Here is a 26,104-nt window from a genome sequence, read left to right on the forward strand (position 1 = left end):
TCCTCACCGTTCGTTGTGGTCGCTGGTGCCGCGTGCGGCGTCTTCGAGTTCGCGCAGGACGTGTTCCTCCACCAGGTCCGCCAGGGCGGCGACCGTGCGGGCGGTCAGCACGTCCCGGGGGGTGAGCTCCACGCCGAAGGTCTCGTTGACCCGGGAGGCGATGCGCAGGCTGCGCAGCGAGTCGCCGCCGAGGGCGAAGAAGTCGTCCTCGGCGCCCACGGCCGTCTCCAGCGCCTCGGACCAGACGTCCGCGAGGAATTGCTCGGTGGGGGTGCGCGGGGCGACCTGTGCGGTGGGCTCGTGCGGGTCGGGCCCGGGTGCGGGCAGGGCCGCGCGGTCGGTCTTGCCGTTCTCGGTGAGCGGGAAGCGCTCCAGGACGACGAAGGCCGAGGGGACCATGTGGCCGGGCAGCGTCCGGGCGGCGAAGGCGCGCAGCTCCGCGCCCGCCGGGATCTCGGCGTCCGGTGCGGCGAGCAGGTGGGCCACCAGGCGCGGCGTGCCGGGCTCGTCCTCCCGTACGGCCACCACGGCGTCCCGGACGGCCGGATGGCCTGCCAGGGCGGCCTCGACCTCTCCTGCCTCGATCCGGTGCCCGCGCAGCTTCATCTGGTGGTCGGTACGGCCGAGGTAGTGCAGCTCGCCGCGGGCGTCGCGGCGGACCAGGTCGCCGGTGCGGTACATCCGCTCGCCCGGTGCGCCGTACGGGTCGGCGAGGAACCGGGTGGCGGTCAGGCCGGGACGGTGGAGGTAGCCGCGGGCCAGGGAGGGCCCGCTGATCCACAGTTCGCCGGGGACGCCGTCGGCGACCGGCCGCAGCCGCTCGTCGAGCACATAGCTGCGGCTGCCCGCGCGGGGGCGCCCGATGGGGGGCGCGGCTCCGTCGGGCTCCAGCGGACCGGACCAGGTGGCGACCACGGTGGTCTCGGTGGGTCCGTAGGAGTTGATCATCCGGTGGTGCGGGGCCCAGCGGGCGACCAGGTCGGCGCCGCAGGCGTCCGCGCCGACGATGAGGGTGCGCAGGTCCGGCAGGGTCCCCGCGGTGGCGGGCGGCACCGTGGCGAGCGCGGCGGGCGGCAGCAGGGTGTGGGTGATGCGTTCCGTGCGCAGCACCTCGGCCAGTTGCCCGCCGAGCAGCGGTCCGGGCGGCGGCACCACGAGAGCGGCGCCGGCCGGCAGGGCCATGCACAACTCCAGTACGGAGGCGTCGAAGCTGGGGGTGGCGAAGGCCAGCACCCGGTCGCCCGGCCGTACCCGGTAGTGCTCGGCCTCGGCGGCGGCGAAGGCGGCCAGGCCGCGGTGGGTAACGACCACGCCCTTGGGGGTGCCGGTGGAGCCCGAGGTGTAGATCACGTAGGCCGGGTCGTCGAGGTCGAGCGGGCGGACGCGGTCCCGGTCGGTGGGCCGGTGGGCGGGTGCGTCGTCGTCCCCGGCGGCCAGGAGGTCGCGGACCTCGGCGGCCTCCAGGGTGACGGCCGGGGCGGCGTCGCCCAGCATCAGCGCGATCCGCTCGGCCGGGTACCCGGGGTCCACCGGCAGGTAGGCGGCGCCCGTCTTGGCGGTGGCGAGCTGGGCGACGACCATGTCGGCCGATCTCGGCAGGACCAGGGCGACGAGGTCGCCGGGGCCGGTCCCCCGGGTACGGAGGTGGTGTGCGAGGTGGTTGGCCCGCGCCTCCAACTGCCCGAAGGAGAGCTGGAGTTCGGGTGCGCTCACGGCGGGGGCGTCCGGCCACCGGTCGACCGCCGCCTCGACGAGCGCGGCCAGGGTGGCGGCCGGGACCGGGTCACCGGCCGTCGGGGCACCGCGCCCGGTCAGCCGCTCGCGCTCCTCCGGCGGCAGGATGTCGATCCCGTCCACGGTCGTCGCGCCGCCGGGTTCTGCCAGGGCGCCCAGGGTGTGCACCAGCTGGGCGGCCAGGGACCGGGCGGTGGACTCCTCGAAGTACCGCGGGTCGTAGCCGAGTTCGACGCTCAGCCGGGTGTCGGGCGAGATCACCACGGTGAGCGGGTAGTTGGTGGCCTCCAGGGCGTGCAGATCGCGGACGCTCAGGCCGTGTGCGGTGGCCGCGGTGTCGTTGATCGGGTAGTTCTCGAAGACCACCAGGCTCTCGAACAGCGGCTCCCCGGCGGGCAGTTCGCTCCAGTTGCGCAGGTCGGACAGCGGGACCTGGTCGAAGCCGCGGGCGTCGGCCTGTGCGGACTGCAGAGCGCCCAGCCAGTCCGCCGGGGCCGCACCGCCGTCCACGTGGCACCGCACCGGCAGGGTGTTGATGAACAGGCCGGTGATGGCGTCGGCGCCGGGCAGGTCGGCGGGCCGGCCGGAGACCGTCGTGCCGAAGCACACCTCGCGCTCTCCGCTCCAGCGCGCCAGCAGCAGGCCCCAGACTCCTTGGACGACGGTGTTGAGGGTGAGGTGGTGGCGCCGGGCGAAGTCCTGGAGCGCGGCGCTCTCCCGCTCGCCGAGCCGCTCGGAGAGCCAGGTGCCGGCCCGGGTGGCGGCGCCGGGCGCCGGGCGACGGTCGTAGGGCAGCGGGGTGGGCGCGGTCAGGCCGGCCAGGGCACCGCGCCAGTGCTGTTCGGCCGGGGCGGTGTCGTGGGCGGCGAGCCAGGCGGCGTAGTCCGCGAACGGCCTGCGGTCGGGCAGTTGCGGGGCGGTGCCCCGGGCGAGCGCCGCGTGGCAGGAGAAGACGTCCGAGAGGACCTGGAAGACGCTCCAGCCGTCGAGCAGCACATGGTGGAAGGTCCACACGACCCGCACCTCGGCCGGGGAGAGCCGGATGAGGGTGAGCCGCAGCAGCGGCGCCCGGTCGAGGGCGAGCCCGCGGTCGCGGTCCTCGGCGAGCAGCCGCGCCAGTTCGGCGTCGCGCCGCTCCTGCGTCAGCGCGCTCCAGTCGAGTTCGGTGACGGGCAGGGTGACGGAGCGGTGGACGGTCTGCAGGGGCAGCGGCACCTCGTGCAGGACCACCGCGCTGCGCAGCACGGGGGTGCGGTCGACGACCTGCTGCCAGGCGGCGGCCAGCAGCCGGGGGTCGGTGACGCCGTCCAGGACGAAGGTGGCCTGTTCGACGTAGAGGCCCTGGTCGGGTTCGTCGAGCCCGTGGAAGACCATTCCGGTCTGGGTGGGGGTCAGCGGGTAGACATCCGTGACGTCCCGGCCGTCGCCGACGAGACGGTCGACGGTTTCCTGGTCGAGGCGGACCAGCGGGAAGTCGGAGGGCGTGCGCCCGCCGGCGTCCGGCTCCGCGCAGTGCCGCACGATCTCCCGCAGCTCGGCGGTCATCTCCTCGGCCAGCGCGGCCACGGTGGACGGCAGGTGCAGGTTCTTCGAGTACGACCAGGTGAACTCCAGCCGCTTGTCCGCCACCATGCCGACGATGTCGATCAGATGCGGCCGGTCGGCCGCCCGGTCCATATCGCCCTCCAGCGCGCCGTACGGTGCGTGCAGCAGCCCGTCGCCGCCGGACGCGCTCCAGTCCTGCTGACCGAGGTAGTTGAAGGCGATCTGCGGATCGGCCGGCAGCACCGGGGCGTCCGGGGTGCGCAGATGGCGCAGCGCACCGTGTCCCAGACCCTGCCCGGGCAGCGCCCGCAGGCCCTCCTTGGCGGACTTCAGCGCCGTGGCGAGGTCCGCGTGCGGCGGAAGGTCCAGCGCGACCGGGAACATGGTGGTAAACCAGCCGACGGTGCGGGAGAGGTCGATGTCGTCGAAGATCTCTTCGCGGCCGTGGCCCTCCAGCCCGATCCGTACCCGGTCGTGCCCGGTCCAGCGGGCCAGCACCCGGCCCAGGGCGCACAGCAGGACGTCGTTGATCCGGGTCCGGTAGACGTCCGGGACGTCCTGGAGCAGGCGGCGGGTCTCCTCGGCCTCCAGGCGGACGGTCACGGTGTCCTCGGAGTCCGCGGAATTGCGGCCCGTGCGGTCGGTGGGCAGGTCCGTGTGCCCCTCCGCCGCGCCCCAGTGGGCGAGTTCGCCGTCGAAGCCGCCGGCCGCGGTGTGGTCGTGCAGCCGCTGCGCCCAGGCCCGGAACGAAGTGGTCTTGGGGCCGAGCGCGGCCCGTTCCCCGGCGCGCACCCGACGGTAGGCGGAGTCGAGGTCTTCCAGGATGATGCGCCAGGACACCGCGTCGACGACCAGGTGGTGGGCCGCCAGCACCAGGACCGGGCGATCCTGGTCACCCCGGTGGCACAGCGCGGTCTTCAGCAGCGGCCCGCTGACGAGGTCGAAGCCCGCGCACAGGTCCGCCGTCAGCGCACGCAGCTCCGCGGCGCGGTCCTGCGGCTCCAGGCGGGCGAGGTCGTGGACCTCCAGGGCGGGGGCCGCACCGGGCGCCGCGGTGTACTGGCGCCGGTGGCCGCCGCCGGTGGTCCCGTACACCGTGCGCAGGGCGTCGTGGTGCTCCAGCACCGCGGCCAGGGCGGCGCGCAGCGCACCCTCGTCGACCTCGGCGGCCAGCTGGAAGGAGAGCGACTGGGTGAAGTGCCCGGGGTTCTCCGGGACGCTGTCGAACAGCCAGTGCTGGACGGGGGTGAGCGGCACCTCGCCCACCACCGGGCCCTGTTCGGCGGTGGACGCCGTGGCCGGCAGTTCCGCCGCGGCCGCGGCCAGGGCCGCGACGGTCTGGTGGACGAACAGGTGGCGCGGGGTCAGTGCGAGGCCGGCGCGGCGGGCCGCGGAGACGATCTGGATGCTGAGGATCGAGTCCCCGCCGAGCGCGAAGTAGTTGTCCTCGGCGCCCACCCGGTCCACGCCCAGCACCTCGGCCCAGATGGCGGCGAGCGTCTGCTCGGCGTCCGTGCGCGGCGGGACGTAACCGGCGGCCGGGGCGGCCCAGTCGGGTGCCGGCAGGGCACGCCGGTCGAGCTTGCCGGTGGCTCCCAGCGGCAGCCGCTCCAGGGGGACGACGACCGCGGGGACGAGGTGGTCGGGCAGGCTCTGTGCCAGGAAGGCACGCACCGCGGCGGGGTCGGCGTCCGCCGCGCCCCGGGTGACCACGTACCCCACCAGGCGTTTGTGGCCGTCGGTCTCGACGACCCGCGCGGCGGCCTCGGCCACCTCGGGGTGCCGGGCCAGCGCGGCCTCGACCTCGCCGAGTTCGATGCGGAAGCCGCGCACCTTGACCTGGTCGTCGCTGCGGCCCAGGTACTCCAACTGCCCGTCGGCGTCCCAGCGCACGAGGTCGCCGGTGCGGTACATCCGCTCGCCCGCGGGGCCGAACGGGTCGGCCAGGAAGCGCCGGGCGGTCAGCCCGGGCCGCGCGAAGTAGCCGCGCGCCACACCGGTCCCGGCGAGGTAGAGCTCGCCGGGTACCCCGACGGGGACCGGCCGCAGGTGCGGATCGAGGACATAGGCCCGGGCGCCGGCGACCGGACTGCCGATCGGCGGTGTGCGGTCCGGATCGGCCGGGTCGCAGTACCACGCGGTGGCGTAGACGGTGGCCTCGGTGGGGCCGTAGATGTTCGCGACCCGGCAGCCGGGTACGGCCGCGCGGACCTCCCGTACGGTACGGGCCGCAAGGCCCTCGCCGGCCAGCACCACGGTGTCCGCCGTGACGTGCACGGTGTCCTCGGCGAGCAGCTGGCCGAGGGCGGAGGGGACGGCGCTGAGCAGGCTCGCGGTCCAGGGGGCCGAGCGCTCGGCGAGGGCCAGCAGGTCGCTGACGATCTCGACGCAGCCGCCGGACAGCAGCGGGCCGAAGATCTCGAAGACCGACACATCGAAGTTGAGCGAGGTGGACGCCACGACGTGGGACAGGCCCCGGCCGCCGAACTCTCCGGCCGCCCAGTCGGCCAGTGCGACGACCGACCCGTGGGTGGCCACCACGCCCTTGGGCAGGCCGGTGGAACCGGAGGTGTGGATGACGTAGGCGGGGTGGGCGGGCAGCAGCGCACCGGTCCGCTCGCCGTCGCCGATATCGGCGGCGGACTGCCCGGCGAGCCGGTCCGCGGTCCCGGGGCCGTCGAGCGCGATCCGGGTGGCGGGCCCGTCGGGCAGCCGCCCGGCCAGGGCGGCGGTGGTGAGCACGATGTCCGGCCCGATGTCGTCGAAGAGGAAGGAGACCCGCTCGGCCGGGTACTTGGGGTCGACCGGAAGGTAGCCGGCACCGCTCTTGAGCACGGCCAGCAGGGCCGTGATCAGGTCGGCCGTGCGCGGCAGCGCGAGGGCGACGAACCGCTCGGGGCCCGCGCCCGAGGCGATCAGCAGCCGGGCCAGCCGGTTGGCGCGTTCGTTCAGCTCCCGGTAGGTGAGCCGGTCGTCGCCGGCCAGTACGGCGGTGGCGTGCGGGGTGCGGCCCGCCTGCTCCTCGAACACCTGGGGCAGGACGCGCCGCGGCGGCGCGACGGCCGTTCCGCCGAACTCCCGCAGGATGCGTCCGCGTTCGTCCGCGGTGACCAGCGGCAGGTCGCCCAGGCGGCGGTCCGGGTCGGCCGCCATCTCCGTCAGCAGGACCCGCAGGCAGGTGCCCAGGCGCTCGACCGTCGCCGCGTCGAAGGCCGCCGGGTCGTAGTCCAGGGCCACGGTGAGGCGTTCGCCGGGGGCGACGATCACGCTGAGCGGGTAGTTGGTCGGCTCCAGATCGCGTTCCTGCTGGATGCCCAGGCCGTGCCGGGCGAGGGCGTCGCCGTCGAAGGGGTAGTTCTCGAAGACCACGATGCTGTCGAACAGGCCGGTCCCGCGCGGGACTTCGCTCCAGGTCTGGAGCTCGGCCAGGGAGACGAAGTCGTAGCGCCGCGACTCCGACTGGGCGGTCTGCAGGTCGCGCAGCCAGTCCAGCAGCGCGCGGTGCCCGTCGACCCGGACCCGGGTGGGGAGGGTGTTGATGAACAGGCCGACCATGGACTCCACCCCGGGCAGCGCGGCGGGCCGGCCGGAGACGGTGGTGCCGAAGACCACGTCGTCGCTGTTGCCGTAGCGGGAGAGCAGCAGGCCCCAGGCGCCCTGCAGCACGGTGTTCATGGTGAGGCCGGCGTGCTGCGCGGTCTCCCGCAGGCGGGCGGAGTCCGCCTCGTCCAGGGTGACGTGGACCGAGCCCGAGGACGAGGCGCGGTGGGCCTCCAAAGGCTTGTGGTCCCGCGGGAGTTCGGTCGGTGAGGTGAATCCGGCCAGCGCGGTGCGCCAGTGCCGCTCGGCCTGGGTGCTGTCCTGCTCCGCCAGCCAGCGCAGGTAGCTGCCGAAGGGCTGGCGGGAGGGGACCTCGGGGCGGCGGCCCGCGGTGAGCGCCGCGTACCGTTCGCAGATCTCGTCGAAGACCTGGGCCGCGCTCCAGCCGTCGAGCAGGATGTGGTGGAACGTCCACACCAGCCGGACCCGGTCACCGGACAGCTTGATCAGGGCCAGCCGCATCAGCGGGGCGGCGGCGAGGTCGAGACCGGCCGCCCGGTCCTCGGCGAGCAGGGTGGTCAGCGCGTGCTCGCACGCCTCGGGGGTCCACCCGGACCAGTCGTGGTGGGTGACGGGCACGGTGGCCCGCGTCTGGACGATCTGGAGCGGTTCGGCGGTCTCGGCCCACACCAGGCGGGTGCGCAGCATCGGGTTGGCGTCGGCCGTCTGCTGCCAGGCCGTGGCGAGCGCGGCCGGGTCGGTGACGCCGGAGAGCACCAGCTGGACCTGGTTGAAGTAGGTGTGGGAGTCGGGGTCCATCAGGCTGTGGAACAGCATGCCCGCCTGCATCGGCGTCAGCGGGTAGATGTCCTCCACCGCGCGGCCGTCCGCCGCGACCCGGTCCACGGCCGCCTGGTCGAGGCGGGCGAGCGGGTAGTCGGAGGGGGTGCGGCCGCCGGCGTCCGGGCCGGCGCAGTGCGCGACGATGTCCTCCAGCGCCGTGAGCATGCCGGTGGCCAGCGCGCTGACCGTCTCCTCGTGGTGCACTCCGCTGCTGTAGTACCAGGTGAGTTCGAGGCGCCGGTCCTCGACCCGGCCCACCACGTCCAGCAGGTGCGGCCGGACGGTCCCGGGCGCGGCGGCGCCGTCCAGTCCGCCGCGTACGGCACGGATCAGCCCGCCGTCGCCGGACCAGTCGAACTGGCCGAGGTAGTTGAAGCTGATGAGGGGCTGGGGCGTGCCGGTGAGTTCGGGGGCGCCCGCCAGGTGCCGCAGCGCTCCGTGGCCGAGGCCCCGGCCGGGTACCGCCCGCAGTTGTTCCTTGACGGACTTGAGCGCCGCGGCCCAGTCGCCGTCCTCGACGTCCAGGGCGACGGGGAACAGGGAGGTGAACCAGCCGACCGTACGGGACAGGTCGACGCCCTCGAAGAGGTGGTCCTCGCGGCCGTGTCCCTCCAGGCCGACGGCGACGGTGCGCTCGCCGGTCCAGTCGGCCAGCACCCGGCCGAGCGCGGTGAGCAGCACGTCGTTGATCTGTGTGCGGTAGACGCCGGGCACCTTCTGCAGCAGGTCGCCGGTCCGCCCGCGGTCCAGGCGGACGGTGACCGAGCGCAGGTCGGCGATGGTGTTGGTGCCGTCGGCATCGACGGGCAGGGGGGCGGCGCACTGCTGGGCCACCGCGCTCCAGTGCGCCCGCTCTCCGTCGAAGCCGCCGGACCCGGTGCGGTCGTGCAGCCGGCGGGCCCATTCCTGTACGGAGGTGGTCCGGGCGGGCGGGGCCACCGGGTCACCGTTGCGGGCCTGCCGGTAGGTGCTCTCCAGGTCCTCCAGCAGCACCCGCCAGGAGACCCCGTCGACCACCAGGTGGTGGACGGTCAGGAACAGCCGCGACGGCAGGCCCGGGGCGCCGGTGAACAGGCGGGCGGCGAGCAGGGGTCCGGTGTCCAGCCGGAAGCCGGCGTGCGCCTCGGCCGTGGCGGCCTCGACCACGGCGGCGCACTCCTCCTCGTCCCGTCCGGTCAGGTCGTGCACCTGCAGCAGCTGCGGTGCGGTGGCGTCCGGGGCGGGGCAGTGCTGGTGCCAGGTGCCGTCCGCCCGCTGCGCGAAGCGGGCCCGCAGGGCGTCGTGGTGGGCCCACAGGGCGTGCAGCGCCACGTGCAGCGCCCGCGGGTCGGGCTCCTCGGCCAGTTCGATGACGAGGGACTGGTTGAAGTACCCGGGGTGCTCCGGCCGGGCGTCGAGGAACCAGTGCTGGATCGGGGTGAGGGCGATGTCCCCGGTGACCGGGCCGGTGCCGCTCAGGGGTGCGGCGGCGCCGGTGGCGGCGGCCAGGGCGGCGATGGTGGGGTGGCGGAACAGGTCCCTGGGGGTCAGGGCCAGGCCCGCCCGGCGGGCGCGCGAGACGACCTGGATGCTGAGGATCGAATCGCCGCCCAGCATGAAGAAGTTGTCCTCGACGCCCACCCGGTCGACGCCCAGCAGGGCGCACCAGATCTCCGCGAGGATCCGCTCGGCCTCGGTGCGCGGCGCGCGGTGCTCACCGGCGGTGGCGGCCGACAGGTCGGGGGCGGGCAGCCGGCGCCGGTCCACTTTTCCGTTGCCGGTCAGGGGCAGCGCGTCCAGGGTCACGAAGGCGGCGGGGACCATGTAGTCGGGCAGCTCGGCGGCGAGGTGGGCGCGCAGCTCCTCGGCCTGCGGCACCGTCGCCTCCGGGGCGGGGACGAGGTAGGCGACCAGGCGCTTGCGGCCGCCGTCCTCGGGGACGGTCACCACCGCTTCGGCGACGCCGGCATGGCGGGTGAGCACGGCCTCGATCTCGGCCGGTTCGACGCGGAAGCCGCGGATCTTGATCTGGTCGTCGGCGCGCCCCACGAAGTGGAGTTCGCCGTCGGCGCTCCAGCGCACGATGTCGCCGGTGCGGTACATCCGGCTCCCGGCCGGGCCGAACGGGTCGGCAAGGTAGCGTGCGGCGGTCGCGCCGGGGCGGCCGGCGTAGCCGCGGGCGAGCCCGGCGCCGGCGATGTACAGCTCTCCCGGGATACCCGGCGGCTGCGGCTGCAGCGCGTCATCCAGGACGTAGACGCGCATGTTGTCCAGCGGGCGGCCGATGGGCAGGGCGGCGGGCAGCGGGTCGCCGGAGCGAAAGGCCCGGCGGGTCGCGAAGGTGGTGGTCTCGGTGGGGCCGTAGCCGTCGACCACGGTCAGGTCCGGGCAGGCGTCCAGGACGCGGCGTACCGCGGCGCCCGGCACGGCCTCGCCGCCGGTCCACACCTCCCGGGCGCCCCGCAGGCACGCGGGGTCCTCCTGGGACAGCAGGCGGAACAGCCCGGCGGTCAGCCACAGGCAGGTGACGCCCTGTTCACGGATCGCCCGGCGCACCGTGGTGGCGTCCACGTCGGCCGGCGGGGCGAGGACGGCCCGGCCGCCGCGCAGCAGCGACACCCACAGTTCGTAGGTGGCCGCGTCGAAGGCCTGCGGCGAGTGCACCAGGACCCGGTCGTGACCGTCGAATGCGCGGTCGAAGGCGAGCGCCACGACGTCCCGGTGGCGCACCGCGACCCCCTTGGGGCGGCCGGTGGAGCCGGAGGTGAACATCAGGTAGAGCGCGTTGTCGGGGTGCAGGGCGGGCAGGGGCGTGCCCTCCGGCGCATCGGCATCGGCCGGTGCGGCCTCGTCCGTCACCAGCAGGGTGCGCCCGCCGGGTGCCGCCTCGCGGGCGGCCTCCTCCCAGGCGGCGTCGGTGAGCACCAGCTCCGCCGTGGTCTCCGCCAGCACCTGCCGCAGCCGCTCCCGTGGCGCGCGGCCGTCCAGCGGGACGTACACCCCGCCCGCCTTGACGAGGGCCAGCTGCGCGATGACCAGGGCGGCCGACCGGTCCATGAGGACCCCGACCGGGGACTCCGGACGCACGCCGAGCCCGGCCAGTCGGCGGGCCAACGCGTCGGTGCGGGCGTCGAGTTCGCGGTAGGTGAGCCGGGTGTCCCCGGCGTCCAGCGCCATGGCGTCGGGGGTGCGCCGGGCCTGGGCGGCGAACAGCTCGGCGACCGTGCCCCGGGGCAGCGGGGCGGCGGTGTCGTTCCACTCCTCGGTCACCTGGCGGCGGCGTGCCGCGCCGAGCACCGGCAGCCGGGCGGGCGGCCGCCCGGCGTCCGCGGCCAGGCCCTCCAGCAGCACGGTGAGGTACTCCCCCATCCGCTCCACGGTGGCCGCGTCGAACAGCTCCGGGTCGTAGCCGAGCCGCAGGGCCAGCTCCTGGCCGGGGTAGGCGACCAGGCTCAGCGGGTAGTTGGTGGTCTCGATGCCGTCGAGGCCGCTCAGCCGCAGTCCGTGCGCGGCGGCGAGGTCGCCGCCGACCGGATAGTTCTCGAACACCACGATGCTGTCGAAGAGCGGGACCCGCTCGGGCAGGTCGCTGAACGCCTTCAGCCGGGCGAGCGGGACGAAGTCGAAGCGCCGGTCCTCGGTCTGGATCTCCTGCACCCGGCGCAGCCAGTCCGTCAGGGTGCCGTCGGCGGGGACCGTCAGCCGGGTCGGCACGGTCGCGATGAACAGGCCGTTCATGGCCTCGACGCCGGGCAGCTCCGGCGGCCGTCCCGACACCGTGGTGCCGAAGACGACGTCCCTGCGCCCCGTCTGACGTGCCAGCAGCAGCGCCCAGGCGCCCTGGACCAGCGTGTTCATGGTCAGGCCCGCGTCCTTGGCCAGGCGGTCCAGGCGGCGGGTGGTGGCGGCGGGCAGCGCGATCCGTACCGCCTCGGTGGACTCCGCGCGGTGGGTCTCCCGGGGCTCGCGGTCGTAGGGCAGGACGGTGGGCTCGCTCCAGCCGTCGAGCCGGTCCTGCCAGTGCCGTTCGGCCTGTGCCCAGTCGCGGCCCTGCAGCCAGGCCACGTAGTCGCGGAACGGCCGGCGGCTGGGCAGGCCCGCCACCGCGGGCGCGGCGTCGTCGTGGTCCGCCCGGTCGCGCAGCGCGGCGTGGCACCGGAAGACATCGGAGAGCACCTGGAACAGGCTCCAGCCGTCGAGCACCAGGTGGTGGAAGGACCACACCACCTGGACCTCGGTGTCGGAGAGCCGGGCCAGGACCAGGCGCAGCAGCGGGGCACGGTCGAGGCCGATCCCGCGCCGCCGGTCGCGGTCGAGCAGTTCTTGCAGTGCGGCCCGGCGCTCGTCGTCCGGCAGGGCCCGCCAGTCCAGCTCGGTGACCGGCACGGTGACGCCGCGCTCCACCACCAGCAGCGGCTCGGGCACGTCCTGCCAGACGACGCGTCCGCGCAGCACCGGGGTGCGGTCCGTGACCTGCTGCCAGGCCGCGGCGAGGGCCTGCGGGTCGGGCACGCCGTCCAGGACGAAGGTGAGCTGCTGGAAGTAGACGCTCTGGTCGTCCTGGGAGAGCCGGTGGAAGAGCATGCCGGCCTGGGTGGGGGTCAGCGGGTGGATGTCCTCGACGGTGCTGCCGTCGCCCACCAGCCGGTCCACGGTGGGCTGGTCGAGCGCGGCCAGCGGGAAGTCGGAGGGGGTGCGGCCGCCGGCTCCGGGCCGGGCGGCGTCCCGGGCGATGTCGCCCAGCGCCCGGGCGAAGTCCCCGGCGAGCCCCGCGACGGTCTCCTCGTGATGGAGGTTCGCCGAGTAGAACCAGGTGAACTCCAGGGCGTCGCCGTCCAGCCGGCCGACGACCTCCAGGGCGTGCGGGCGCGGCGCGGCGGGGTCGGCGTCCAGCGCCAGTTCGCGGTACGGGCCGCGGTAGAGGCTGCCGTCACCGCCCGGCGTGCCGAACTGGCCGAGGTAGTTGAAGCTGATGTCCGCGGTCGGGGTGCCGGGCAGGCCCTCCGGCCGGAGCAGGTGCCGCTGGACGCCGTAGCCGAGGCCGCGGCGGGGCACGGCGCGCAACTGCTCCTTGACCGACTTCAGCACGGTGCACCGGTCGGCGTCCCGTGCCACGGTGAGGGCGACCGGGTAGCGGGTGGTGAACCAGCCGACGGTACGGCTCAGGTCCACATCGGGGAACAGCTCCTCCCGGCCGTGGCCCTCCAGGTCGACCGGGACCCGGTCGCGTCCGGTCCACTCGTGGAGCACCCGGCCCAGCGCGCTCAGCAGCACATCGTTGACCTGGGTGCGGAAGGCCCCGGGCAGGGTGTGCAGCACGGCGGAGGTGTCCGCAGGGGTGAGGCGCACGGTCACCGAGCGGGCCGACGCATAGGTGTTGGCGCCGGCGAGGTCGGCCGGCAGCGCCGGGTCACAGGTGCGGGCGAGCGCCGTCCAGTAGTCCGTCTCGTCCTGGAAGCCGCCGGTTTCGGCGTGCCCGGTCAGCCGCTTCGCCCAGTGGCGCAGCGGGGAGGACTTCGGCGGCAGCGCGGCGTCCGCTCCCGCGCGCCGTGCGCGGTAGGCCCGGTCCAGGTCCTCCAGCAGCAGCCGCCAGGAGACGCCGTCGACCACCAGGTGGTGGACGGCCAGGTGCAGGACGGGAGGCAGACCGGTGCCCCGGTCGTGGAGCACGGCGCGCAGCAGGGGGCCGCGGCTCAGGTCGAACGGCCCGTGGTGCGGGACGTCGTCGGCGGGGCCGGTGTGGCGGCGCAGCGCGAACCCGGGTGCGTCGCGGTCGATGTGCTGGCGCCACCGGCCGTCGCCGTCCCGCACGAAGCGCGAGCGCAGGGCGTCGTGGTGGGCGACCACGTCGTGCAGGGCGGCTTCCAACGCCGTGGCGTCGAGGCCGTCGGCCAGCTCGACGGACATCGTCTGGGCGAAGTGGCCGGACCGCTCGGGGTCGCTCTCGAACAGCCAGTGCTGAATGGGCGTCAGCGGCGCCGGCCCGGTGGCCTCCGCCTCGGGTGCCGGGCCCGGGGCCGGCTGCCCGGCGGCGTCCACGCACTGCGCGAGGGCGGCGACCGTCTGGTGCCGGTACACGTCGCGCGAGGTGACGGCCAGGCCCGCCTGCCGTGCCTGGGCGACCACCTGGATGCTGAGGATCGAATCGCCGCCCAGCGAGAAGAAGTTGTCGTCGACGCCGACGCGCTCGACCCGCAGGACGTCGGCCCACACCGTGGCCAGCGCCCGTTCGGTGGCGGTGCGCGGCGCGGCGTAGTCCGCCGTACCCGCAGTCGTCCAGTCCGGGTCGGGCAGCCGGCCGCGGTCCAGCTTGCCGTTGGGGTTGAGCGGCATCGCGTCCAGGACGACGACGGTGGCGGGCACCATGTAGTCGGGCACGCTGCGGCCGAGCAGCCGGCGTATCGCGTTCGGGGCGAGCTCGGCCCCGGGCGCCGGGACGACATAGCCGATCAGCCGCTTGTGGCCGCCGCTCTCCCGGGTGGCGGCGGCCGCCTGGGCCACCCCCGCACAGCGCAGCAGCGCCTCCTCGACCTCACCCAGCTCGATACGGAAGCCCCGCACCTTGACCTGCTGGTCGGCCCGGCCCAGGTACTCCAGCTCACCGTCGGTGGTCCAGCGCACCAGGTCGCCGGTGCGGTACATCCGGCTGCCGGGGGCGGCGAAGGGGTCGGCGAGGAACCGGGTGGCGGTCAGGCCGGGACGCCTGAGGTATCCCCGGGCCAGGCCCCCTCCCCCGAGGTACAACTCGCCTGTCACGCCCGGGGGTTGCGGGCGCAGCATGCTGTCCAGGACGTAGCAGCGGGTCCGGGCGACGGGCCGGCCGATGGGCGGGGCCTGCTCGGGCGTGTCCTCGTCGGCGAACCATGCCGTGGCGTAGACCGTGGCCTCGGTCGGGCCGTAGATGTTGGCGACCCGGGAGGACGGCATCGTCTCCCGGATCTCCCGTACGGTCTGCGCGGGCAGCGCCTCGCCCGCCAGGACCACCGTGTCGGCCGTGACGGAGCCGGTGTCCCGGGTGAGCAGCCGGGAGATCACCGACGGCACCCCGCTGAGGAGGCCCGCCTGCCGCGGCGCGGTTCCCGGCCGGTCGGCGAGGGCCGGGAGGTCGGCCACCACTTCGATGCTGCCACCGGAGAGCAGGGGGCAGAGCAGTTCGAAGACGGAGACGTCGAAATTGAGCGAGGTGGAGGCCACCACATGCGTCAGCCGCTCCGGGCCGAACTGTGCTCCCGCCCAGGCCGCCAGGTCCGCCACGCTGCGATGCGTGACCACGACACCTTTGGGACGGCCGGTCGAACCGGACGTGTAGATGACGTACGCGGGGTGGCCGGGGTCGAGCGGCCGGACCCGTTCGGCGTCGGTCAGGTCCTCCTCCGGATGCCCGGCCCACTCGGCCACGGTCTCCGGGTCGTCCAGTACCAGCCGCTCCACGCCCCCGGGCAGCGCGCCGGCCGTGTCCCGGGTGGTCAGCACGAGGGCCGGCTCGGCGTCGGTGAGCATGAAGCGGATGCGCTCGGCCGGATAGCCGGGGTCCACCGGCAGATAGCCGGCGCCCGCCTTGAGCACCGCCCACAGGGCGGGGACCAGGTCGGCCGAGCGCGGCAGGGCCAGCGCCACCAGGGTCTCGGGTCCCGCCCCGCGGCGGACCAGCAGCCGGGCCAGGCGGTTGGCGCGCCGGTTCACCTCGTCGTAGGTGAGCTGGGTGTCCCCGCAGACCACGGCGGTCCGGCCGGGAGTGCGCAGGGTCTGCGCCTCCAGGAGCTCGGGCAGGGTGGTGTCCGGGCCGTCCTGCAGCGGGACGTTCCAGGCGTCGAGCATGGTGCGCCGCTCGTCGTCGGTCAGCAGCGGCAGTTCGGCGACGGTCCGCTGCGGGCCTTCCGCCATCCCCTCCAGCAGGAGGTGCAGCTGACGGCTCATCCGGGCCACGGTGCGGGCATCGAACAGGTCGGTGTTGTACTCGACGGTCAGCCCGAAGGACCCGTCGCTGCGCGGCAGGAACTCCAGCACCAGGTCGAAGCGCGCCGCCGGGCGCGGCAGCGGATGCTCCTCGACCCGTACGCCGCCGGCTTCCTGCGGGTGCACCATGGCGGTCTGCTGGACGACCAGGACCTGCACCAGCGGGGTGCGGCTGGGGTCGCGCTGCGGGGCCAGCTCCTCGACGACCCGGTCGAACGGGACGCCGTCGTGGCTGAAGGCGTCCAGCAGCATCGCCCGCACGGTGTCCAGGAAGTGGTCGACGGTGGCGGCGGGGTCGACATCGCTGCGCAGCACCAGGGTGTTGACGAAGAAGCCGGTGACCTCCTCCAGTTCCCGGTGGGTGCGCCCGTTGGTGACGGTGCCGAACACGACGTCGCGCTGGCCGGTGTAGCGGGAGAACAGCACCGAGGCCGCCCCGGCGAACAGGGTGAAGAGCGTCGTGCCCTTGGACCGGGCGAGTACGCCGAGGCGTTCGGCCAGGTCGGCCGGCAGGTCGTGGCGGTGTGCCGCGCCGGCCGTGGTGCGCACCGGCGGACGGGGCCGGTCCGTGGGCAGGTCCAGCTGCGGCAGACCGGTGAGGTGCCGCTTCCAGTACGCGAGGTCGGCGGCGTCCCGGTCCGGGGCGGGGTGCGCGCGCTCCCAAACGGCGAAGTCGGGGTACTGGAGGACCGGTTCGGCAAGGCCGTCCGGGCTGCCGTCCGCCTCGGCGGCGTACAGCGCGGCCAGTTCACGGACCAGCACGCCGACCGACCAGCCGTCGGTGACAATGTGGTGCTGCGCCAGGAGCAGCAGGTGCTCCTCGTCGGCGAGCCGGACCAACAGGGCCCGGGTGAGGGGACCCTCGCGCAGGTCGTAGGGGGTCTCCAGCTCCTCGACGAGCAGCCGCTCGGCCGCCGCGTCCCGGCCCTCGGCGGGGAGGGCACCGAGGTCGGCGGTGCGCAACGGCAGGGAGGCGGTGGCATCGACGCGTTGCACACCGCGCCCGTCCACCGTGGTGAAGGTGGTGCGCAGGGAGTCGTGGCGCGCGGCGAGCCGGTCCAGGGCGCGGCGCAGCGCGGCGCCGTCCAGCGGACCGCCCAGGCGCACCCCGACGCCGGTGTTGTACTCGGTGTCGCCGGCCGTCAGGTCGTCGAGGAACCACAGCCGTTGCTGGGCGCCGGACAGCGGCAGCGGACGGTCACGCGGGACCGGGGTGATCGGTGCCGCCCGGCCCGTGGTGGCCGGGTCACCGAGGAGCGGCACCAGTGCGGCGATGGTCCGGGCGGTGAACAGGTCACGCACGGACAGCCGGTCGCCGAACTCGTCGCGGATCCGGGACAGCACCCGCACGGCGAGGACGGAGTCGCCGCCGAGTGCGAAGAAGTCGTCCCCGGTGCCGATGGTGCGCACCGACAGCACCTTTGACCAGATGCCGGCCAGGGTCCGCTCGGTGGGTGTCCGGGGGGCGGTGTGGCCCGCTTCCGGGGCGCGGGCCGGTTCGGGTGCGGGCAGCGCCCGGCGGTCGACCTTGTGGTGTGCGGTCAGCGGGAACGCGTCCAGGACGACGACGGCGGAGGGCACCATATGGGCCGGCAGGCTGCGGGAGACCACGGCGCGCAACTCCGCGGACTGCGGGGCCCGGGCGGGGTCGGCCGGGGTGACGTAGGCGACGAGCCGCTGCCGCCCCGGCTCGTCCTCGCGCACGATGACCACCGCTTCACCGACGCGGGGGTGCCGGGCCAACGCCGCCTCGATTTCCCCGGGTTCGATGCGGAAGCCGCGCACCTTGACCTGCCGGTCGGCCCGCCCGAGGAATTCCAGTTCGCCGTCGGCGCTCCGGCGCACCAGGTCCCCGGTGCGGTAGAGCCTGGTGCCGGGCGGTCCGTACGGGTCGGCGACGAAGCGCGCGGCGGTCAGCCCCGGACGGCCGAGGTAACCGCGTGCCACCCCGGCGCCGCCCACGTACAGCTCTCCGCCGACTCCCGCCGGCACCGGCCGCATCGCCGCGTCCAGCACCTGGACCCGGGTGTGCGGCAGCGGTCTGCCGATGGACGGCGTGCCACCGCCCACGGCCAGCGGCCCGGTCCAGGACGCGACCACCGTGGCCTCGGTGGGGCCGTAGGAGTTGATCAGCCGGCGCCCCGCCGCCCAGCGGTCGGCCAGCTCGGCCGGGCAGGCTTCGGCACCCACGATCAGGGTCCGCAGGTCGGGCAGGCCGTGGCCATCCGCCGGGGCGGGCACGGTCGCGAGCGCGGCCGGCGGTATGAGCGCGTGGGTGATGCGGTGGTCCGCCAGGACGTCCGCGAGTTCTTCGCCCAGCCACGGCCCGTCGGGCGGAACGACGAGGGTCGCGCCCGCCAGCAGGGAAATGCACAGCTCCAGGACGGAGGCGTCGAAGCTCGGGGAGGAGAACTGCAGGACGCGGGCGCCCGGCGTGACGTCGTACCGGGCGGCGGCCGCCGCGGCGAAGGGGCCCAGACCCGCGTGGGGCACCGTCACGCCCTTGGGGGTGCCGGTGGATCCCGAGGTGTAGATGACGTAGGCGGGGTGCTCGGCGCACAGCGGCGCGAGCCGGTCGCCGTCCTGCGGCGCACGGTCAGGACCGGTGGGGGGCCGGGTCTGCGCCGGGTCGTCGATGACCACGGCCGGCCGGGCGTCGGACAGCATCAGGTCCCGGCGTTCGGCGGGGTACACCGGGTCGACCGGCAGGAACGCACCGCCGGCCTTGGCCACGGCGAGTTCCGCGATGACAAGTTCGACCGAGCGCGGAAGTACCACCGCCACCGTCCGCTCCGGCCCCACCCCGCGTCCGATGAGGTCGTGGGCGAGGCGATTGGCCAGCCGGTCGAGCTCACGGTAGGACCAGGTCCGCCGGCCGTCCGTCACCGCGGGTGCGTCCGGGGTGCGGGCCACCCAGGCAGCGAACAGGTCCCCGAGCGGGGCGCCGGGCCCCGGGCGGACCGGGCCGGACCCGGGGACCGGGGGAACGGTCCGGTCCTGCGGCGATGCGGACTCCGGGGCTGAACTTTCGTGCTGGTCCGTCATGGAGGTCGGTCCTTCTCAGCGGGGACGGGCAGTGCGCAGGACATCGGGCAGCCCGGAAGAGCGGTCCCGGGCGGGGCGCCGGAGCGTTCGGACGAGCCGGGTGCGAGAGAGCGGGGAGTCGCACCGGGTGGGTCCGCGGCAGGCCCGGTTCAGGCGGTGACGGTACGGCAGGCCGTGCGGCCGGAGATCTGGACGCGGTCGATGGCGCCGCTGTCCGGATCACGCACGAAGCGTCCGCCGGGATGGCGGCGGCCGGACGCGGGATCCACCAGGTCACAGGTCAGATCCGGGTAACAGACCAGGGGCGCCGGGGTGTCGCCGTTCACGGTCAGCGTCAGGGAGCCGTCGGCGTCCGCCGCCACCCGGTACTCGACGGTGCCGTTGTGGTAGGTCCCGGCACACTGGGGAAGTGCGACGGCGCGGCCGCGCTCGGACGGGCGCGCGGCCGAGGGGACCTGTACTCCGGTGATCCGGTCGAGGTCTTCGGCCAGTTCGTGCCACAGAGCGGTGCCGTTGTTGGCGTTGCTGGTGAAGGCGACCACCGTGCCGCTGTCCGGCTCGGCCCGCAGATGGCAGGAGGTGCCCTGGGCGTTGCCGTCGTGGCCGCACCACTGCTGCGCCCCCTGCTGGAAGAGCGCGAGGCCCAGGCCCCATGCGTCCGCGAGGACGCCCGGGGCGGCGCCCGGTACGGGACGGCGCATCTCCTCGGCGGCGTCGGGCGTCAGCACCGTGCGGGGGCCGTGTCCGATCAGGGCCCGGCCCAGTGCCACCAGGTTGAGCGCGCTCGCCAGCAGGGCACCCGCCGGGGCCTCCACCGGCGCCAGGTTCTGCTGCACCGGAAGCACGCGGCCCGAGGCCGGGTTCACGGAGTGGCCGCGGGCCACCGGACGTGTCGGCGCGCGGTCACCGAGGAAGGCGGGAACGGTGCCCAGGGGCTCCAGGAGCAGCGCCCGCACGGCCTCCTGCCAGGGCATGCCCGTCACCGCTTCGATCAGCCGGCCGGCGGCGACGTACCCGGCGTTGGAGTAGGAGAAGCCGCTGCCGGGCGCGCACACCGCGTCCCGGCCGGAGCAGTACGCGGAGAGGTAGCGGGCGGGGGTCAGCGCCGCCGCGTCGTCCGAGTCGGGCCCGGTCGGGAGTCCCCCGGTGTGGCTGAGCAGCTGCCGCACGGTGAGGTGCGGCGCCCGCCGCAGCTCCGGCACATGCGTGCCGACGGGGTCGGTCAGCGCGAGGTCACCGTCGTCGGCCAGGAGCTGGACGACCGCGGCCGTGTAGGGCTTGGTGACGGAGCCCAGCGGCACCGCCGTGTCCGCGGTGAACATCTCGCCGGTGCTGACGTCCGCCTCGCCCGTCTGGACGGTGTACGTGACCGAGTCGACCTGCACCGCGAGTTGGGCCCCCGGCACCTGGTGGGTACGCGCGAGTGTGTCCAGACGCTCTTGTAAGAGCCGTCGTATGTGGGTCGGCTGCCGGCTCGCGACCTGAGCACTCGAAGCATGCGGCATGAGAAAGGAACTCCCGGAACTCGAACTCACGGGGGAATGGCGCGCCTGCCTGCCGTGACGGCAACCCGCTCACGGCACGGACGGACCAGCCCCTGGGCCTGATCGCCGAGGGAACTCGGCAACCGATCTCCTCGCGCGGGCCCGGCCGTTGGTGCCGGGCCCGCTCTTCTCCGCGAACGGCGCTATGCCCTCCGCACCTCCACCGGCAGACGACGCGCACTGACGATGACGGCCGGATTCTGGAACTCGACCTCACGGCGGCTCGGGATGGTGAGGCAGGAGAAGCGGTCCAGCAGCTGTCGCAGCGCGATGCGTGCCTCCAGCCTGGCCAGGGGTGCGCCGAAGCAGAAGTGAATGCCGTGGCCGAAGGTCAGGTGCGGGTTGGGGTTGCGCATCACGTGGAAGGTGCCGGGATCGGTGAACCGTGCCGGGTCGCGGTTGGCGGTGGCCAGGTTGGCCATCAGGATGGCGTCGGCGGGGAGGGTCCTGCCGCCGAGCTCTACCTCACGGGTGGTACGGCGCCCCAGTTCGGGGAAGGGCGGCAGCCAGCGCAGCACCTCTTCGATGGCGTCCGGCAGCCGGCCTGGTTCGGCCCGCACCTGCGCGGCGGCCTCGGGGTACTCGTCGAAGCTGAGCACGGCGTTGCCCAGCAGGGCGGTGGTGGTGATGTGCCCGGCGACCAGCAACAGGGCCACAAAGCCGACGATCTCCTGGTCCGCCAGGCGTGCACCGTCCACTTCGGCCTGCAGCAGCCTGCTGGTCAGCCCCTCGCCGGGGTATTTCCGGTGGTGGCGGATGTGCTCGAGGATGTAGCCGTTCATCTCGCGCACGGTCGGCGCGATGGAGTCCAGGGCGCGCTCGATATCGCTCATGTCCAGCGATTCGCCGATCTCGTCCCCGCCGAAGAGCGTGGCCGCCCACTCCTGGAACAGCCCGCGGTCAGCGGCCGGCACACCGAGCAGCTCGGCTATCACGAGGATGGGCAGCGGGTAGGCCAGCGCGTCCACCACGTCGAACCGGTCGCGGTCCCCGACGGCATCGAGCAGTTCCGCCGCGATGGCGTGGATCCTCGGTTCGAGTCCGGCGACGACGCGCGGGGTGAACGCCTGGCTGACGAGGGTGCGCAGCTTGCGGTGCTCCGGCGGGTCCATGCCGACGAAGTTGCCCTGGCGGAAGGTCTCGAAGTCCGGCTGGGTGGGGGTCAGTCCGGAGAAGTCCGAGGAGTACGTCGCCGGGTCCGCGAGCACCGCGGCCACGCTCCGGTGGTCCAGCACCTGCCAGACGTTCTGCCTCTCGTCATGGCGCACGGGACCGGCCTCGCCCAAGCTACTCCACCGGCCGACCAGATCGTCGAAGACGAAAGGTGCCTCTTTCAGTTCGTTGCTGGTCACCGGTTCTCCCTGAAGTGCGGGTCCGGGAGGGTTCGTTCCTCCCCGGCGGTTATGCGCTGGACTGGTCGGCGGCCATACCCCTCGAAAAGACGGAGCGCCGTGTGACGCAACAGGCTTATTATCACAGCCCTTTCATGGCCTTGCATTGCCTTCGGATTAATTTTGTTCTTCTTGTGCAAGAATTGGCGAAGCCAGGATCGACGCACGGCTTCCACCACGCTGTCACGGCATCCCCAAAAGGGCATCCAGGATCTCCCGGCAACATGAACGCCCATAGAGATGTGCGCACATGAACACCGGTTAACGGCATGCCGATACGGTCCCCCATCGGACCCGCGACGCATTGTTCGCGCAGACTGCCCCTGAATCCGGATTACTTGTCCGGTGCGGCTGCGGCAGCACCGGCCCGCACACGCCGGGTGACCGGCTTCGGCGGCGCCTGGATTCCCACTGCGGGTGCGCTCAACGGCGACAGCAGCAGAAAAGCAGCCTCGGCGGCCGACCGGTACGCCCCCGCGTACAGACCGACGGCAACTCCCGGACAGAGCTGGACGCGCCATTCCACATGCCGAGCTCCCTCCCACCCCTAGACGCAGGCAATCGAGAACATGGCGCCGGGTCCACCTCGCGGCTCGACAAATCAGACCGCGAAACCCCTGCCCGGCCCTTCATCGTCGCCCGGACACACGGCAGCGAAGCCACCGTTGACCCTCTCGTTACCACACATCCCCCACTGAAAACCCCCACACATGACACGCGTCAGGCATCCCCGCACACGTAAAGGTGGGTGATCCGCACACGAGCCAACGGCGCCCGAAAAAGACCGAGAGAAACGCAAAACACTACCGGCAGGTACAGTTTGATGTTGTCAACGCTCTGCACCCCCAGGCGCTTTCACGCCAGTCCAGCTTGACCGACAGTCTTCACTCCCAGTCATACAATAGCAACCCCCTGCGGTTTGACTGAGAGTGATTTCTATACCCATTCACCTCTGCTCGCCAGTAGGCCGCAAGCGACCCCTGTTGCTCATGAGGCAAACAATTTTCGACCGTCCGTTCGATCCACGGGCGGGGAAGTGGGTATTGAGTGTTTCCCCGGAGTGCGGCAGGGCGCTCCAAGGGGCCACGCTCCCCCGCCGCAGGATGATGCCACCACTGCTCTGCGGCAGGTGTCAGACCTTGGCAAACCACTGCGGGGAGAGCAAGCCTCAAGAGCAGATCCGGGCCAGGACAGGGGCCGCAACCGATGCACCCGAAGGCGTTCGCCACCGCAGCGACCACAGCGGAGCCGGGCAGGCCAGGCCCGCTTTCACCGCGCCCATCGGCCATCGCGGCCGGCCTCCGGGGTTGTTGACCGGCCAACGCGGCCGCTCTCCCGGTGGCTTGCTTTCGGCGTCCGGTTAATTGGCTGGATTGCATGCCTTGCGGCCGATGCGAACGCGGCAGTAACTGCTTTGGGGGCACCTGCCCGGAAAGAGATGGCGTATTTGTTGCCGCTGGGCAAGCAGTTGGTGAGGGAGCGTCGAATATGCCCCGTCGGGGACACGCCGCTCTCGTCCCGGGACGGTGCGGAACCCCCTCACGGGAGGCGGCACCCCCGCACACCTGAAACGGCGAAGGCCCGCACGCCGGCCGGGCGGGCCCCCACCGGTGACGCCCCGGCGCGCCGGGAATTGTCGTACTCCGCCGCCGCGTTGTCGCGACATTGCCGCTGAGCGGTCAAGTCACCTGCGGGGCAATCCAGTTGAACCACCCGCCGTCGGACAGCGCGGCGGTGCGGCCCCGCCGGCCGTGGTGCCACAGGTTCCGAACGAGCGGCGCGATGTGGGACAGTGAGGTGACGGAACAGCCTGGTTCGGCTTGTGAGTCTTGCTCACCCGGTGCTCCGAGAGGCGGGATGTGATCCCCGGCAGCTCCTGCCGTGGCGGCCCGCAAACGCCGGACCGCACGCGGCGCCTGCCGTGTGCCCGCAGTGTTGCGGCTGCCGGAGACTGCCACCCCAACTCTTCGAGGGCATTATTCCTTTCACCATCAGCACCCAGTATCTGGACGACACCGTGCTCCTCATGGCCCGCGGTGAGATCGACCGCGCCTGCGAGCCCGCATGTGACGACGCCCTCGCCTCGCTGCCCGCAACACTGGACGGTGTGGTGCTGGACATGCAGAACGTGCCGTTCATGGACGTGACGGGCCTGCACTTCCTCTGTGCCCTGCACCGTCAGACCACCCGCCATCACACCCGTCTGCACACCCGTGGCTGGCAGGCGCAACCACGGTACGTGCTGGATTCGGCGCTGCACCTCGACCTCCGGGGCGCCGACCTGAACATCGCGGTACGCGCGGCACTCGACCTGCTGTAGGGGTGACTCCGCCTGGAACCTGCCTTCGCGGTCAGCGGCACGGAGGCCGTTGCGGAACACAACGGCAGCGGCCCCGAGCAGGCCGGCGGTGCGGTTGCGCACGTCGGTACGGGCCCCTACGGCGTACGGGCCGTACCTGCCGCACCCGCCGCATCTGCCGTACGAAGCGAAAAGCCGAGGGTCCGGCCGGGTTGACCGGCCGGACCCTCGGCTTGCGGGGTGTCAGCTCAGGGTGCGGTCAGTGTCCGCCCTCGTCCACGACCGCGACCTCCTCGATGTTCTGTTCGATCGCCTCGGACGAGACGGCGGTGGCGCGGGCCCAGTAGTAGATGCCCAGCGAGAACGCCGTGATGACCACGATGTCCCACCAGAGCGGAAGGTGCCCCTGGCCGCCGAAGCCGCCCTGCCACGCGATGAGGCCCATGCCGACCAGGTACACCGGAAGCCACTGCGCGGCCTTCCAGTCCAGTCGCGGGGCGTTCGGCAGGTGCTTCTTCGTCGCGTACCAGGCGTAGCTGCCGAGCAGCACATACCCGATGATGATCGCCCAGCCCAGCCGCTGGAGGGTGTCCCAGCCGGCCCAGTAAATGATCAGGCTCGCGACGACGAAGGACACCGGCGAGATCACACCGCCGCCGGGCAGGCGGTACGGGCGCTCATGGTGCGGCAGCCGGTTGCGGAAGACCCCGAACGCCAGCGGCGCGCCCGCGTACATCAGCACGCTCGCCGAGGTGATGAAGGAGACCAGCTCCTGCCAGCTCGGGAAGGGCAGGAAGCAGATCACGCCGGTCACGAACGAGATGATCAGGCCGAACCACGGCACACCACGGCCGTCGGTCTTCTCGAACAGCCGGGGCGCATAGCCGTTCTTGCTGAGGCCGTAGGAGATGCGCGAGGTCGAGGTGGTGTAGATCAGGCCGGTGCCACCGGGGGAGATGATCGCGTCCGCGTAGAGGACCCAGCCCAGCCAACCCAGGCCCACCACGGTCGCCAGGCCGGCCCACGGACCGCTGATGCCCGCGTAGTCCAGCTTGGCCCACCCGTGTGCGAAGGAGGCCAGCGGCAGCGCGCCTATGTAGACCACCTGGAGAAGGACGTAGATCACGGCGCCGATCAATACCGAGCCGATCGTGGCGCGCGGCAGGTCGCGCTTGGGGTTGCGGCTCTCCCCGGCGAGCTGGATGGCCTGCTCGAAGCCGAGCAGCGCGAAGATGATGCCGCTGGTGCTGATGGCGCTGAGCACACCCTTGGCACCGAAGGGGGCGAAGCCCTGCGAGGTGAAGTTGTGCGGGTGGAAGTTGGTCGCCGCGATGACGAAGATCGCCCCGAGGGGTACGGCGATCTTCCACCAGGTCGCCGCGCTGTTCGTGTGCGCCAGCACCTTCACACCGAGGAAGTTCACCGCGACAAAGATCGCCATCAGGACGACCGCGACGATGAAGCCGCTGGTCGTGAGGGTCCCGTTGGCGTGCTGGAACCCCTGGGCCCACGACCAGTGACCGGCGTAACCGATCATGGCCTCGACCTCGATCGGGGCCACGGTCGCCGCCTGGAGCCAGGAGAACCAGCCGAAGGACATTCCGGCCAGGCCACCAAAGGCGTAGTGCGGATACCGCGCCGTACCACCGGCCACCGGGAACAGGCCACCGAGCTCGGCGTGCACCAGTGCCAGCAGCACCACCGCGACCGCGCCGATGATCCAGGAGATCAGTGCGGCCGGCCCCGCCACCACCACGGCCTTCTGCGCCCCGTAGAGCCACCCCGAGCCGATGATGGAGCCGACCGACGCCCACATCAGGCCGATCAGTCCCACGTCCCTCCGGAGGGAGCCGGAGGCCCGTGCCCTCTCAGGAGCGATCTCGTCAACGCTTGCCATAGGAGGCCTTTCAAGACAGGACTGGCTGAAAATTTGCCTCAGAGTAGGGAGCATTCAGGGCCCTGCAAAGACCCGTTGCCTGAATAGTGGGATTCCTTGAAGGAATCCATACCGAATTCTCAACTCGCCCCTGTGGACATTTCACGGGATTCCCGAATGAGTGGCCCAGGGGGCGAGATCGGTAGCAGGAAGCGACCAGGCAATTACTCATCCGATTCTCCGGGCGTCTCATAAATTTGAGGAAAAATTGAGGCTTCGAGGGGCAAGGGGAGCTTCATATGAGGTAATGCCACGCATCAAGGCCCTCGGGATCTTCAACGGCTTCCCTTGA

General features: G+C 73.0%; 5 protein-coding genes. 1 reads left to right on the forward strand and 4 read right to left on the reverse strand.

What is annotated here, in order from left to right; translation table 11 throughout:
- Positions 1-3: 3 nt before the first annotated feature.
- From ABR737_RS06170 to ABR737_RS06180, 3 genes are all read right to left on the reverse strand, one after another.
- Positions 4-18,642, reverse strand: coding sequence for a non-ribosomal peptide synthetase (locus tag ABR737_RS06170; protein WP_350249173.1), 18,639 nt, complete (start codon positions 18,640-18,642; stop codon positions 4-6).
- 149 nt (positions 18,643-18,791) lie between these two features.
- A complete protein-coding gene (locus ABR737_RS06175; RefSeq protein ID WP_350249174.1) occupies positions 18,792-20,147 on the reverse strand; it encodes a serine hydrolase domain-containing protein in 1,356 nt (451 codons plus the stop codon).
- A 182-nt stretch (positions 20,148-20,329) separates the two neighbouring features.
- Complete coding sequence (locus tag ABR737_RS06180; protein ID WP_350249175.1) at positions 20,330-21,538, reverse strand: cytochrome P450; 1,209 nt, start codon at positions 21,536-21,538, stop codon at positions 20,330-20,332.
- A gap of 1,960 nt (positions 21,539-23,498) precedes the next feature.
- Between ABR737_RS06180 and ABR737_RS06185 the strand changes: the two genes are divergently transcribed.
- The gene (locus tag ABR737_RS06185; protein ID WP_350249176.1) at positions 23,499-23,897 is read left to right on the forward strand and encodes an STAS domain-containing protein; all 399 of its coding nucleotides are present in this window, start codon (positions 23,499-23,501) and stop codon (positions 23,895-23,897) included.
- A gap of 238 nt (positions 23,898-24,135) precedes the next feature.
- Here ABR737_RS06185 and ABR737_RS06190 read toward each other — a convergent pair whose 3' ends face one another.
- Positions 24,136-25,773: an APC family permease gene (locus ABR737_RS06190; RefSeq protein WP_350249177.1), complete on the reverse strand. Its 1,638-nt coding sequence runs from the start codon at positions 25,771-25,773 to the stop codon at positions 24,136-24,138.
- Between the last annotated feature and the right edge of the window lie 331 nt (positions 25,774-26,104).

The sequence above is a fragment of the Streptomyces sp. Edi2 genome, assembly GCF_040253635.1.
Taxonomy (GTDB): domain Bacteria; phylum Actinomycetota; class Actinomycetes; order Streptomycetales; family Streptomycetaceae; genus Streptomyces.

What these genes read in the sequence shown, in the direction of transcription:
- ABR737_RS06175 (WP_350249174.1), bottom strand. Translation starts at nt 20,147, where the DNA reads ATGCCGCATGCTTCGAGTGCTCAGGTCGCGAGCCGGCAGCCGACCCAC.
- ABR737_RS06170 (WP_350249173.1), bottom strand. Translation starts at nt 18,642, where the DNA reads ATGACGGACCAGCACGAAAGTTCAGCCCCGGAGTCCGCATCGCCGCAG.
- ABR737_RS06190 (WP_350249177.1), bottom strand. Translation starts at nt 25,773, where the DNA reads ATGGCAAGCGTTGACGAGATCGCTCCTGAGAGGGCACGGGCCTCCGGC.